The following is a 13,311-nucleotide window of genomic DNA, read 5'->3' on the forward strand; positions in this document are numbered from 1 at the left end:
CCCATCCCCCGATCTCGCCCCTTTACGCCCCTCCCTCGGACAATTTCCCCAAAGCGGCCCAAGCCGTACCACGGGGAGATCCACACATGAACATGCTCGACGGGCTGTCACTGCTGCTGGCAGTGGCCTTGGCGTTTTATCTGCTGGTGGCGCTGCTGCGCGCCGATCGCAGCTAGGGAGCGGCCATGCACAGTTACGATTTCGCCTTGCTCCTGGCGTTCTTTGCCATCGTGCTGCTACCCGCACCCTGGCTTGGGCGGTTCTACTTCAAGGTCATGGAAGGCCAGCGCACCTGGCTGTCGCCGCTACTCGGCCCGGTCGAGCAAGCCTGCTACCGGCTGGCGGGCGTGAACGCCATCCAGGAGCAGAACTGGCGGCAGTACACCCTGGCCCTGCTGGCCTTCAACCTGGTCGGGTTCCTGCTGCTGTTCGCCGTGCTGCTGTTGCAGGGGTACCTGCCGCTCAACCCGCAGCACCTGCCAGGCCAGGAATGGTCGCTGGCGTTCAACACCGCCGTCAGTTTCGTGACCAACACCAACTGGCAGGCCTACAGCGGTGAAGCGTCGGTCAGCTACCTGAGCCAGATGCTCGGGCTGACCGTGCAGAACTTTGTCAGTGCTGCCACCGGCCTGGCCGTGCTGGTGGCGCTGTGCCGTGGCATTGCCCGGCGCAGCGCGTCGACGCTGGGCAACTTCTGGGTCGACATGACCCGTGCCACCCTCTACGGCTTGCTGCCGCTGTGCGTGCTGCTGGCGCTGTTGCTGGTCTGGCAGGGCGTACCGCAGACCTTTGCCGACTATGCCCATGCGCTGACTTTGCAAGGTACTGACCAGACCATTCCACTGGGCCCGGCCGCCAGTCAGATCGCTATCAAGCAATTGGGTACCAATGGCGGCGGCTTCTTCGGCGTCAACTCGGCGCATCCGTTCGAAAACCCTACGGCCTGGAGCAACCTGTTCGAGGTGGCTTCGATCATTCTCATTCCGGTGGCCCTGGTGTTCACCTTCGGCCACTACGTGAAGGACTTGCGCCAGAGCCGCGCTATCCTGGCTTGCATGCTTGCCCTGTTCCTGATCGGTGGCAGCACGGCGTTGTGGTCCGAGCATCAACCCAACCCGGCGTTGCAGAGCCCACAGGTGCAACAGACTGCCCCCCTGGAGGGCAAGGAAAGCCGCTTCGGCACCACCGGTTCGGTGCTGTGGACGGTCACTACCACCGCGGCCTCCAACGGTTCGGTCAATGCCATGCACGACAGCCTGAACCCGCTGACCGGCATGGTGGCGATGGTCAACATGATGGTCGGCGAGGTGATATTCGGCGGCGTCGGCGCGGGTCTCTACGGGATGCTGCTGTTCGTCCTGATCGCTGTATTCCTGGCCGGGCTGATGATTGGCCGCACCCCGGAGTACCTGGGTAAAAAGCTGCAGGCCCGTGAGGTGCAGTTGCTGGTGGCGACCCTGCTGGTGATGCCGGTCGGCGTCCTGATACTCGGCGCCATTGCCGCCAGCCTGCCAGGCCCGGCGGGGGCGGTCAGCAACCCGGGGGCGCACGGTTTCAGCCAACTGCTGTACGCCTACACCTCGGGCACTGCCAACAATGGCTCGGCCTTCGCCGGTTTCGGTGCCAACACGGTGTACCACAACCTGATGATCGGCCTGGCCATGCTCATTGGCCGCTTCGGCTACATCCTGCCAATCCTGGCCCTGGCCGGCAGCCTGGCGGCCAAGAAGAGTGCGCCACAGGGGCAAAACAGCTTCCCCACCCACGGCCCGCTGTTCACCGGCCTGCTGCTGGTGACCATCTTGCTGGTCGGCGGCCTGACCTTCCTGCCGACCCTGGCCCTTGGGCCAATCGCCGAACACCTGAGCCTGGGTTTTTGAGGACCGATCATGAACATGCCCATTCCTGAAGTGAATACCCGGCACACTGCCAAGGACCAGACGCGCTTTGCCGCGCTGTGGCGCCCGGCGCTGGTGCAGGCGTTTGTCAAACTCGACCCGCGCCAGCTCAAGCGCTCGCCGGTGATGCTGGTGGTGGCCCTGACCGCAGTGCTCACCACCGTACTGTGCTTCGCCCCTGGCAATGGCGTGAGCACGGGTGTTGCCGTGCAGATCGCACTGTGGCTGTGGTTTACCGTGCTGTTCGCCAACTTCGCCGAGGCCCTGGCCGAAGGCCGTGGCAAGGCCCGCGCCGACAGCCTCAAGGCCGGTAGCCAAGGCCTGACTGCCCAGCGTCGCCAGCGGGATGGCAGTTACGAGACGGTTGCTGCCAGCGCGCTGCGCAAGGACGACGTTGTGCGCGTGGTCGCCGGCGAGATGATCCCCGGTGACGGCGAGGTGCTTGAAGGCATCGCGGCCGTCAACGAGGCCGCCATTACCGGCGAGTCCGCCCCCGTGATCCGCGAGTCCGGCGGCGACCGCTCGGCGGTGACCGGCAATACGCGGCTGGTCTCCGACTGGCTGCTGATCCGCATTACCAGCAACCCGGGCGAGTCGACCCTGGACCGCATGATTGCCCTGGTCGAAGGTGCCAAGCGGCAAAAGACCCCCAACGAGATCGCCCTCGACATCCTGCTGATCGGCCTGACGCTGATCTTCCTGATCGTGGTGGTGACTTTGCAGCCGTTCGCCCACTTTGCGGGTGGCAGCCTGCCGTTGATCTTCCTGGCCGCGCTGCTGGTGACGCTGATTCCCACCACCATCGGCGGCCTGCTGTCGGCCATCGGCATTGCCGGTATGGACCGGCTGGTGCGGCTGAACGTCATCGCCCGCTCGGGTCGCGCGGTCGAGGCCGCCGGTGACGTGCATACACTGATGCTCGACAAGACCGGCACCATCACCTTCGGCAACCGCCGCTGCAGCGCGCTGCATGCTGCGCCAGGTATCACCGCTCGCGAATTGGGTGAGGGCGCCTTGCTGGCCTCTCTGGCCGACGACACCGCCGAAGGCAAGTCGATTGTCGAATACCTGCGCCAGCTCCATGAGTTTGTCGAACCGGCGGCCGGGCAGTTCGACGCTGTGGCCTTCAGTGCCGAGACACGCCTGTCAGGCATCGACTACCAGCAGCACCGCTACCGCAAGGGTGCCGTCGATGCCGTGCTGGCATTTGTCGGCATGCAACGCCTGGAAATGCCCCCGGCGTTGGCCCGCGAAGTGGAGCGGATTGCCCAGAGCGGTGGTACGCCGCTGCTGGTGTGTATCGACAAGCGCCTGCTTGGCGTGATCCACCTCAAGGATGTGGTAAAGCCCGGCATCCGCGAGCGCTTCGCCGAGCTGCGCAAGCTGGGCATCCGCACGGTGATGGTGACCGGCGACAACCCGTTGACTGCCGCCGCCATCGCCGCAGAAGCGGGCGTGGATGACGTATTGGCAGAGGCCACCCCCGAGAAGAAGCTGGCGCGTATCCGCCAGGAGCAGAACGACGGCCGCCTGGTGGCCATGTGCGGCGACGGCGCCAACGACGCCCCGGCACTGGCCCAGGCCGATGTGGGTATGGCCATGAACGACGGCACCCAGGCCGCGCGCGAGGCGGCCAACATGGTCGACCTGGACAGCGACCCGACCAAACTGCTGGATGTGGTGCAGGTGGGCAAGGAATTGCTGGTGACCCGTGGTGCGCTGACCACGTTCTCCATTGCCAACGACGTGGCCAAGTACTTCGCCATCCTGCCAGCGCTGTTCGCCGCCATCTACCCACAGTTGGGCGTGCTCAACCTGATGCAGCTGGCCAGTCCGCAGAGCGCGATCCTGTCGGCCATCGTGTTCAATGCACTGATCATCATCGTGCTGATCCCGCTGGCGTTGCGTGGCGTACGCGTGCAGGCGGCCAGTGCCGCGCACCTGTTGCGGCGCAACCTGCTGATCTACGGGCTGGGCGGCATTGTGGTGCCGTTTGCCGGGATCAAGCTGATCGACCTGCTGCTCAATGCCCTGAACCTGGTCTGAGGAGGCCGCCATGAATGCTTATGTACGCCCGGCTTTAAGCCTGGTCCTGTTGATGACGCTGGTGACCGGCGCACTGTATCCGCTGGCAGTAACCGGCATCGCCCAGGTTGTTTTTCCGGAACAGGCCAATGGCAGCCTGGTGCGGGATGACCAGGGCCAGGTGCGCGGTTCGGCGTTGATCGCGCAGGATTTCAAGGGGGATGGCTGGTTCCATGCGCGGCCTTCGGCAGGCGCTTTTGCCACGGTGGCCAGCAGTGCCAGCAACCTTTCGCCTAGCAACCCGGCGCTGGCCGAGCGGGTCAAAGGGGAGGCGGCTAGCCTGTACCAGGCGCAGCAGGGGCCGGTGCCGCAGGCGTTGTTGACCACCTCGGGCAGCGGCCTCGACCCGCACCTGCCACCGGAGGCCGTGGCCTATCAGATCCCACGGGTGGCGGCGGCGCGTCAACTGCCGGTGGAACGCTTGCAAGCCTTGCAGGAAGAGGCCACCCTCCACCCATTGATCGGCCCACCGGTGGTCAATGTGCTGGCGTTGAACCAGGCCTTGGAAAAGCTCGCAATTACCAAATGAATTGAAGCGGTAGCAGGGACCCTGTGGGAGCGGGTGAACCCGCTCCCACAGGTACGGTGCTTGCCCCTGAAATAGCAAAGGATGAAACATGAGTGATTCCGCCCGCGCAGATGCGCTGTTGGCTAACCTCCCGCGCACCGGCCGGGGCCGGCTGAAGGTGTTTCTTGGCGCCGCGCCCGGCGTGGGCAAGACCTTCGCCATGCTCCAGGCCGCCCACGCCCAGCAACGCCAGGGCGTGCAGGTACTGGCAGGCGTTGTCGAAACCCACGGCCGCGCGGAAACCGAAGCGCTGCTTGCAGGTCTCCAGCAGCAACCTCTGCTGCGCAGCCAGTACCGCGACGTCACCCTTGAAGAAATGGACCTCGACGGCCTGCTCAAGGCCGCGCCAAAACTGGCCCTGGTGGACGAACTGGCCCACACCAATGCCCCCGGCAGCCGCCACGCCAAGCGCTGGCAGGACGTACAGGAACTGCTGGCCGCTGGCATCGACGTGTACACCACGGTCAACGTCCAGCATCTGGAAAGCCTCAACGACAAGGTGCGTGACATCACTGGCGTACAGGTGCGTGAAACCCTGCCGGACTGGGTGCTGCAGGAAGCCTTCGAACTGGTGCTGATCGACCTGCCACCCCGCGAACTGCTCGAACGCCTGCGTGAAGGCAAGGTTTACGTGCCCGAGCAAGCGCGGGCGGCCATCGATGCGTACTTCTCGCAAACCAACCTCACCGCCTTGCGCGAACTGGCCATGCAAACTGCCGCCGCACAGGTCGATGCCGACCTCGCCGACGGCTATCGCCAGCGTGGCCAAGAGGCCCCGGCCTTGCGCGGGCGGCTTCTGGTAGGCGTGGACGGCGACGACCAGGCCGAACGCCTGGTGCGCCATGCCAGCCGCGTGGCGCAACGCCGTCACCTGCCCTGGAGCCTGGTGCATGTGGACAACGGCCGCTTGCGCGACGAAACCGCGCGTCACCGCTTGCAGGCCGCGCAGCAGCTTGCCGAGCGCCTGGGCGGCGAGGTGGTGCTGCTAAGGGCTGGCGAAGTGGCGCGCACGTTGATCCAGCATGCCGCCGAACGGCGGGCCAGCCTGGTGCTGGTGGGGCAGTCCCGTGACCGCCTGCGTCGTCGCCTGTTCGGTGCCGGTGTGGCTGCGCGGCTGCTGCGCGAAAGCCATGGGCTGGAAATCAACGTGCTGGACCGCGACGTGCAGCCGCAAGCACCGCGGTCGGCGGTGCGGCGGGTGTGGGTGTGGCGCCACTACCTGCTGGCGCTGCTGGCCACGGTCATGGCGGCGGGGCTGGCCTGGGCGGTGTCGAGTGTGTTGGCGCTGCCCAACATCTCGCTGGTGTTTCTGGCTGCGGTGTTGCTGGTGGCGGTGCGCAGCAGCCTGGGGCCTGCGCTGGCGTGCGCCGCGCTATCGTTCCTGACATACGATTTTTTGTTCATTCCACCCAATTTCTCGTTCAGCATCCAGCGCGAAGAAGACGTGCTGACCCTGGTGTTCTTCCTGCTGATGGCCGCGCTTACCGGCAATCTGGCTGCACGCCAGCGCCGCCAGTTGCAGGCGCTACGCGAAACCCAGGCGCAGACCAGCCAGCTGCTCGACTTGTCGCGCCGACTGACCGTGGCCACCGACCGCCAGGCCGTGTTCAGCGCTGCGGGCCAGCACCTGGACGGCTGGCAGGACATGCAGGTGTGCCTGCTGGAGCGCAACCCCGAAGGCCAGCTGCAGGTGGCCAGCGGCGAAGCCCACGCCTTCAGCGACACCGAACGGGCTGCCGCCGATTGGGCCTGGCAGCACGGCCAGGCCGCTGGCCATGGCAGCGACACCTTGCCCAATGGCCGCTGGTGGTGGTGGCCGCTGGCGGTGGACGAACAGCCTTTGGCACTGCTGGGGGTGCGCCCGCGCAACGGGCAGCCGCTCAACGACCCACGCCGGCGCCTGCTGACGGCCCTTGGCCAGCCACTGGCTCAGGCCCTGGCCCGCGCCCGCCTGGCCGAGCAGTTGGAGGCTGCGCGCCTGCATGGCGAAACCGAGCAGCTGCGCAGCGCCTTGCTGGCGTCTGTCTCCCACGACCTGCGCACGCCGTTGACCGCCATGCGCGGCAGTATCGACAGCCTGCTGGCCTTGGGCGAAGCGATCCCGCCTGAAGACCGCCGCGAGCTGTTGGAGGGCACACGCAACGAGGCCGAACGCCTCGACCGCTATATCCAGAACCTGCTGGACATGACCCGCCTGGGCCATGGTGGCCTCAAGCTTGCACGCGACTGGGTAGCCCCGGCCGACATCGTTGGCAGTGCGCTCAACCGCTTGCGCGTTGTGCTGGCGCCGCTGCGGGTGCACACCGACGTGCCGGCCGAGCTGCCCTTGCTGTTCGTGCATGCGGCGCTGATCGAACAGGCGCTGGTCAACGTGCTGGAAAACGCCGCACGCTTCTCCCCGGGCAATGGTCGGCTTGAGCTGCAAGTGGCCGTGCATGAAGACCAGTTGCGCTTTACCGTCAGCGACCAGGGCCCTGGCATTCCGGTCGCCGACCGCGAGAAGATCTTCGACATGTTCTATACCGCTGCCCGTGGTGACCGCGGCGGGCAGGGCACAGGCCTGGGCCTGGCAATCTGCCAGGGCATGATCGGCGCCCATGGCGGGCAGATTCTGGTGGGCGAAGGCATCGATGGCCAGGGCACCGGCATCACTTTATGCTTGCCGCTACCCCCTCAACCTGAAGCCGAAAGCGAAACCCCATGAGCCAGTCCGCCACGCTGTTGGTCATCGACGATGAACCGCAGATCCGCAAGTTCCTGCGCATCAGCCTGGCCTCGCAGGGCTACAAGGTGCTCGAAGCTGCTACCGGCCAGGAAGGGCTGGCCCAGGCTGCTCTGGGCAAGCCGGACCTGGTGGTGCTCGACCTGGGCCTGCCGGACATGGACGGCCAGCAGGTGCTGCGAGAGCTGCGCGAATGGAGCGCGGTGCCGGTGATGGTGCTGTCGGTGCGCGCCAGTGAGGTGCAGAAGGTGGATGCGCTGGACGGCGGGGCCAACGATTACGTGACCAAGCCGTTTGGCATCCAGGAATTTTTGGCGCGGGTGCGGGCCTTGCTACGCCAGGTGCCACAGGCCGGGGGCTCGGAAGTGGCAGCCAGCTTTGGGCCGTTGACCGTGGATTTTGCCTTTCGCCGGGTAACCCTCGACGGTGTGGAGGTGGCGTTGACGCGCAAGGAGTATGCCTTGCTGGCGCTATTGGCCGGGCACCCAGGGCGGGTGATTACCCAGCAGCAACTGCTCAAGGATGTCTGGGGGCCTACCCATGTGGAGAATACCCACTACCTTCGGATCGTGGTCGGGCATCTGCGGCAGAAGCTGGGCGATGACCCCACGGCGCCACGGTTTATCATCACCGAGGCAGGGGTGGGGTACAGGTTGGTGGCGCCGCCCATCTAACTCCCCCTTGCGGCAGCATACTGGCTGTGCCGTTGATCGCGGGCAGTTACGTCCGCAAGGGGCGTCAGGCTCTGGGTGGCTCCTTCTCGAAGAGCTGGCGCGTGACCTCCAGGTAACGCCTGGCACCGAGGCCCAGCGGCCGTGACTTGATCCAGATGATGTCCACCCATAAGCGCAGGCGGCTGGCCATGTTGTCGAACCTCACTTCTGCCAGTGCACCCGAAGCAATCAGCGGTTCAACCAACGGCTGCGGCAGGTAGGCCCAGCCCAGCCCGGACTGCACCAGGTCCAGCGTGGCCAGGTAGCTGTCGGTCAGCCAGATGCGCCGCGACAGCACCATGCGTGGGTCCGAGCCGGTGGCCTTGCCTGAGGCTACGATGATCTGCCGTTGTTCGGCAAAGGCCTCCTCAGGCAATGGCGTGCCGCTGTTCTGCCCGGCTGGATGGCGTGGTGAAGCGACGGCCACCAGCAGTTGGCTTCCGGCTTCGAGGAACGACTCACGTTCGTCGATGCCGGGCCGCTCGAACACCAGTGCCAGTTGCACACTGCCGTCATGCAAAAGGCGAATGGCTTCGGTCTGGGTGGCCGAACGTACCTCGATTTCCAGGCTGGGAAACGCTTGGGCGAGGGTCTCCAGTGGCTGGCTCCAGCGGCCGGTCTGCAGCTCGGGCGCCATGGCGATGGTCAGGCGCTTTTCCAGGCCTTGGTGCAATTGCAGGGCTTGGGCATCCAGCAGGTTGAGCTGGCAGATCACCTGCCTGGCCTGGGGCTCCAGCGCCAGGGCGGCGCTGGTGGGCAAGGCTTTGCGTGTGGCCCGGTCGAACAGCGGCAGGTCCAGCTCGGCTTCCAGTTGGGCGATTGCCATGCTCACGGCCGAAGGCACACGGCCCAGCTTGCGCGCTGCGGCGGAGAACGAGCCGGCATCCAGCACCGCGAGGAAAGTTGCCAGGGAGTCGCTGGTAAAGGCCATTGTCAGTAAACCTGATGATGATCAGCTTTTGTTGCAGAAAATTATGAACATTAATGCGCGTACAGGACAGCCCCTCAATGGAGATGAGCATGCAGAGACCAACCGCGTGGCATGTCACTCACTGGCGTACAGACCCGTTCAGCCTCGGTGCCTACAGCGCGCTGCTGGCAGGAGGGACGCCGCAGCATCGAAGTGCCCTGGGCCACGTACTGCAAGAGCGCCTGGTCATTGCCGGAGAAGCCTGTAACACCCGCGCGCCAGCCATGGCGCATGGTGCCTGGAATGATGGCCTGCGTGCCGCCGAGGCAGCCTTGAGTGCTGGCGCGCGCAAGGTGATCGTGATCGGGGCGGGATGTGCAGGCCTGGCTGCCGCACAACGCCTGCGGGCGCAGGCCATCGATTGCACTGTGCTGGAGGCACGGGGGCGAACAGGTGGGCGTACGCATTCTGTCGATCTGGGTGGTGTGAAGGCGGATGAAGGTGCTGCATGGCTTCAGCATTTCGCTGAAAACCCGTTGGCCGCTTTTGCGCAGCAACATGGGTTGGCTTGTGTCGAGACCGACTTCAGCCGCCCGCTTGCAGCCGCACGAGGCGGGCTACTGCCCGATGTCGACGCTGCCTGGATTGCCTTGACCCAAAGTATTGATCGGCGGCGGCCCTTGTCTGAAGCGATCACCGGCTACATGGCCACACTCGACCCTGCGCGCACGCGCGCCACGCAGTTCGCCATCGACGCCAACCTTGTACTGGAGGCGTGTTTGCCAGTGGAGCAGCTGTCGGTCAGTGCGCTGGACGAAGAGGGGGTCGGGCATGGCGATCGCATGCTGCCAGGTGGTTACAGCGAGCTTGTCGACTTGCTGGCAAAAAATCTGGATATCCGCCTGAACACGCCGGTAACCCACATCGACTGGTCGAGCGCGCGCGTCAAAGTGAATGGAGAGGTGTGCGACTTCTGCATTTGCACAGTCCCTGTGGGGGTGTTGAAAGCATTGCACTTCACCCCTGCATTACCTGAAACACAGCAGCAAGCCCTGGTACATCTGGGCATGGGCAAGCTGGAGAAGGTGATTCTGCAGTTCGATGAGCGTTGGTGGCCTTGTTCACCCTCTGGCTACCTGCGCTGGTATGACGTACCTGCCAGTTGGGGGGAGTGGCTGGACCTGACCGATGCCGTAGGCAAGCCCACCATTGCCGGGCTGATCGCCGCCGACGCGATCGAGCGGCAGTTCAGCGGGCGCACGGACGAACAGATCGCCATGGCAGCCACTGAGGCATTGCAGGCGTGGGCCGCAGCCATCGGGCCCACGCCGTGATAGTTACAGGCCTTCGCCCAGCACCCGGTCAATGCTGTCGACAAAGTAGTCCACGCTCGCCCGGGTGGTGCACATTGGTGGCTTGATCTTGAGGATGTTCAGGTAGTCGCCGGTCGGCTGCATGAAGATGCCCAGGTCACGCAGGCGATTGCACAGCGTCATGGTTTCTGCGGTGGCCGGCTCCAGGGTTGTGCGATCGCGCACCAGCTCCAGCCCCAGGTAGAAGCCCGAGCCATGTGCCGCGCCAGCCAGCGGGTGCTTGTCGACCAGCGCCTGCAGGCGGGCCTTGAAGTAGCGGCCGGTGTCGCGGGCGTTGTCCCACAGGCCTTCTTCCTGCATCACATCCAGCACCGCCATGCCAATGCGGCAGCTGACGGGGCTGCCACCGGCCGAGGAGAAGAAGTAGCCCTCGGCTTCCAGCGCCTCGGCGATTTCACGGCGGGTGATGACCACGCCCAGTGGCTGGCCGTTGCCCATGCCCTTGGCCATGGTGATGATGTCGGGCACCACACCCTGTTCCTCGAAACCCCAGAAGTATTCGCCCAGGCGACCATAACCCACCTGTACTTCGTCGGCGATGCATACCCCGCCACGGGCGCGGACCTTGGCGTAGGCATCGCGCAAGTAGCCGGCCGGTAACGAGATGCCCCCGGCATTGCCGTACACCGGCTCGCAGATGATACCCGCCAGCTGGCGGTTACGGGCATCGAGGTCAGCCAGTTTGGCGTCGACGTCCTGCAGGTAGTCGGCGGCGCTGTCGGGCCCGCGGAAGCGGCCGCGGAAGGTGTTCGGCGCTTCGACCGGGTGTACCCAGTCCGGGCGGGTTTCCAGGGCTTGCGGGTTGTCGGCGATCGACGTGGAGATGGCATCGGTGGCCACCGACCAGCCGTGGTAGGCCTCCAGCACACTGAGCAGGTCACGCCCGCCGCTGTAGGCCCAGGCCAGGCGGATTGCCAGGTCGTTGGCTTCGGTACCGCTGTTGACCATGAACACCCGGTCGAAACCTTCGGGGGCCAAGTCCAGCAGCCGTTCGGAGAACTCGGTGATGGCTGCGTAGTGAAACCGCGAGTTGGTGTTCAGCAGTGACCACTGTCGTGCCGACTCGGCGACCATGCGGGGGTGGCCATGGCCCAGTACCGCGACGTTGTTCAGCATGTCGAGGTAAGAGCGGCCCTGCATGTCGATGAGGTAGTTGCGCCAGCCGCGTTCGATGTGGGGTGGCTGCGCGTAGTAGTGCTTCTGCGAACGGGCGAAGCTGGCATCGCGGCGTGCCAGCAGGGCCTGCGGATCAGGCAGCGGATCGGCATCGCAATCGAAGCCCAGCAGTGCGGCTGGTGACGGGCACAGCGCCAGCCAGGCGGCAGCCTGGGACGGGGTGGCGAAGAATGGCGGCTGAATGCTGTTGTCCAGGCACAGCTGCACGCTGAGGAAACCGCAGCTGATGCCCAGCGACTGGCCTTGTTCAACGGCCAGGCCATTTGCCGGGGCATTTTCCAGACCCTGCAGCCACAAGGCCCAGTGCGCGGTGCGCAGGCAGCCACGGCCATCCCCATGGCGATGCCAGGTGCCCGCTGCCGGCGCTTGCACCGCGCTGCCGTTGGGTACATGCAGCTCTACGCCAAGGGCGCAGGTGGCTGGCTCCTCGGGGCGGTCGATATGGGTTTGCGACAGGCGATACTGCCCGTGCAGGCTGCAGGCCGGGGCAGGGTGCAGGGTTAGCAGGCGTTGGTCGAAGCCGGGTTGCTCCCAGTTGCCCGCTTCACAATGCTTGCTGAGCACACCGAGGTCAATGCGCGTCACAGGGTGCCCCGCCAGTTCGGGCAGCAGGGGCGTGCAGCCGTTCAGGTCTGGCGTGGCGGGTTGCACGCCGGCAGCCTGCAGGATGGCCGCTTGCATGAGTGCGAAAGGCACGGCGGTAGCGGTGTCGAAAATTTCCCACTCATGGGCCACGTTGTCGCGGGTGTACTGGTTACCCGGGTCCACGGCCAGTTGCTGCGCGCTACTCAGCACCAACACTGCCGCGCGGTTTAGTACCAGAGGCCACAGGGCACGCAGCTCGGCGTCGGTCAGCGGGTTGAGCGCCTGGTAGGCGCTGACCGCCGGCAGGACCCGCAGCGGGTCGCCTTCGGCGTGGTGCAGCAGTGCTGCACAGGTCACTGACAGGTCGGCGATGCGCCAGGTGCGCAGCAGGTCGCCGAAGTCGATCACCCCTTGCAACTGCCACTGGCGCTCGCCGTCAAGGGCCCACACGGTGTTGTCGTCGGTGATGTCCAGATGCACGGCCTGGCTTGGCAGTTGCTCGGCAAGCGGGGCGAGGTGTTGGGCGGCGACGCCGGTGGCGTGTTCGATGCGGGCGCGTTGCTCGCTGTTGTCCAGTACGGGCAGCAGGTGCTGGATCAACGCCTGGGCGTGTTGCGGGTCCCATTGCAGGGTGCGCGCAAGGCCGGGGTGGTCGAAGTCGGCCAGGGTGCTGTCGAGCCGCGCACACAGCCTGCCCATTTCGGCCATCAGCTGCGCCGGCATGTGCTTGAGGCGCGTCAACGGTTGACCTTCGATGTAGTCGAGCAGGCGCACGCGCAGTGGTTGGCCATCAATCTCCACGGCCAGCAAGTTTTCGCCGCTGTGCGCCGCACGTACGGCAGGCACCGACAGGCCGTGCTCACGCAAATAGGCGAGGGCGGCATGCTGCGCCTCCAGCTCCAGCTTTGCGTAGCTGCCATGGCAGGCCTTGAGTACGAACTGCCCTTGGGCCGTATCGACCCGGAAGTTCAGGTCCTGCTGGCTGCCCAGTGCCGACAACCCACCGGCAACGCCGTAGTGCATCTGCAACAAGGCATGTGCCTGGGTTTCGCTGAGCGTGGGGCCGGGCAGGCTGGCGCGCTGGATCATCTGCTCAAGGGCAGGGGAGACGTTCTTTTGTGGATGACTGGGCATGGGCTCTACCGTTGAAGCAGGAGTGACAGCAGCGACTGTATGCCCGATCTGACTGATGATGAAAGACGATCGTGATCAGAAATCCTGATAAGTGGCGGCCCTTTGCCACAACCGCAGGTTGATGTTTGTGTTTGGTAAGCATTACCA

Annotated in this window: 9 protein-coding genes; 7 read left to right on the forward strand and 2 right to left on the reverse strand. The window is 65.3% G+C overall.

The window, feature by feature from the left end; genetic code table 11:
• Positions 1-86: 86 nt before the first annotated feature.
• From kdpF to AC07XM_RS23370, 6 genes are all read left to right on the forward strand, one after another.
• Complete coding sequence (kdpF, locus tag AC07XM_RS23345; protein ID WP_003251485.1) at positions 87-176, forward strand: K(+)-transporting ATPase subunit F; 90 nt, start codon at positions 87-89, stop codon at positions 174-176.
• Positions 177-185: 9 nt separating this feature from the next.
• Positions 186-1,880 (forward strand): potassium-transporting ATPase subunit KdpA, encoded by a 1,695-nt coding sequence (gene kdpA / locus AC07XM_RS23350; protein ID WP_016488256.1) that lies wholly within the window; start codon positions 186-188, stop codon positions 1,878-1,880.
• Positions 1,881-1,889: 9 nt separating this feature from the next.
• Positions 1,890-3,944 carry a potassium-transporting ATPase subunit KdpB gene (kdpB, locus tag AC07XM_RS23355; protein WP_016488255.1) on the forward strand — a complete coding sequence of 685 codons (2,055 nt, stop codon included), beginning with the start codon at positions 1,890-1,892 and terminating at the stop codon, positions 3,942-3,944.
• A gap of 10 nt (positions 3,945-3,954) precedes the next feature.
• Positions 3,955-4,512, forward strand: coding sequence for a potassium-transporting ATPase subunit KdpC (gene kdpC, locus AC07XM_RS23360; protein ID WP_102689790.1), 558 nt, complete (start codon positions 3,955-3,957; stop codon positions 4,510-4,512).
• Between the two features lie 88 nt (positions 4,513-4,600).
• On the forward strand, positions 4,601-7,255 hold the full coding sequence (locus tag AC07XM_RS23365; protein ID WP_016488253.1) for a DUF4118 domain-containing protein: 2,655 nt from the start codon (positions 4,601-4,603) through the stop codon (positions 7,253-7,255).
• Complete coding sequence (locus AC07XM_RS23370) at positions 7,252-7,947, forward strand: response regulator (protein WP_016488252.1); 696 nt, start codon at positions 7,252-7,254, stop codon at positions 7,945-7,947. The genes AC07XM_RS23365 and AC07XM_RS23370 overlap by 4 nt, the downstream gene beginning before the upstream one ends.
• Before the next feature lie 64 nt (positions 7,948-8,011).
• On the opposite strand, the gene AC07XM_RS23375 is transcribed toward AC07XM_RS23370, so the two are convergent.
• Positions 8,012-8,917 (reverse strand): LysR family transcriptional regulator, encoded by a 906-nt coding sequence (locus AC07XM_RS23375; protein ID WP_016488251.1) that lies wholly within the window; start codon positions 8,915-8,917, stop codon positions 8,012-8,014.
• 77 nt (positions 8,918-8,994) lie between these two features.
• On the opposite strand from AC07XM_RS23375, the gene AC07XM_RS23380 reads away from it, so the two are divergent.
• Positions 8,995-10,230 carry a flavin monoamine oxidase family protein gene (locus tag AC07XM_RS23380; protein ID WP_102689789.1) on the forward strand — a complete coding sequence of 412 codons (1,236 nt, stop codon included), beginning with the start codon at positions 8,995-8,997 and terminating at the stop codon, positions 10,228-10,230.
• Positions 10,231-10,233: 3 nt separating this feature from the next.
• Here the strand turns inward: AC07XM_RS23380 and AC07XM_RS23385 are convergent, their stop codons facing one another.
• The gene (locus AC07XM_RS23385) at positions 10,234-13,164 is read right to left on the reverse strand and encodes an aminotransferase (protein ID WP_102689788.1); all 2,931 of its coding nucleotides are present in this window, start codon (positions 13,162-13,164) and stop codon (positions 10,234-10,236) included.
• Positions 13,165-13,311 lie beyond the last annotated feature (147 nt).

It is taken from the genome of Pseudomonas sp. GW460-LB5, from assembly GCF_059423245.1.

Coding starts and splice junctions, on each gene's coding strand:
- AC07XM_RS23385 (WP_102689788.1), bottom strand. CDS start 13,164: ATGCCCAGTCATCCACAAAAGAACGTCTCCCCTGCCCTTGAGCAGATG.
- AC07XM_RS23365 (WP_016488253.1), top strand. CDS start 4,601: ATGAGTGATTCCGCCCGCGCAGATGCGCTGTTGGCTAACCTCCCGCGC.
- kdpA (WP_016488256.1), top strand. CDS start 186: ATGCACAGTTACGATTTCGCCTTGCTCCTGGCGTTCTTTGCCATCGTG.
- AC07XM_RS23380 (WP_102689789.1), top strand. CDS start 8,995: ATGGAGATGAGCATGCAGAGACCAACCGCGTGGCATGTCACTCACTGG.
- kdpB (WP_016488255.1), top strand. CDS start 1,890: ATGAACATGCCCATTCCTGAAGTGAATACCCGGCACACTGCCAAGGAC.
- AC07XM_RS23375 (WP_016488251.1), bottom strand. CDS start 8,917: ATGGCCTTTACCAGCGACTCCCTGGCAACTTTCCTCGCGGTGCTGGAT.
- kdpF (WP_003251485.1), top strand. CDS start 87: ATGAACATGCTCGACGGGCTGTCACTGCTGCTGGCAGTGGCCTTGGCG.
- AC07XM_RS23370 (WP_016488252.1), top strand. CDS start 7,252: ATGAGCCAGTCCGCCACGCTGTTGGTCATCGACGATGAACCGCAGATC.
- kdpC (WP_102689790.1), top strand. CDS start 3,955: ATGAATGCTTATGTACGCCCGGCTTTAAGCCTGGTCCTGTTGATGACG.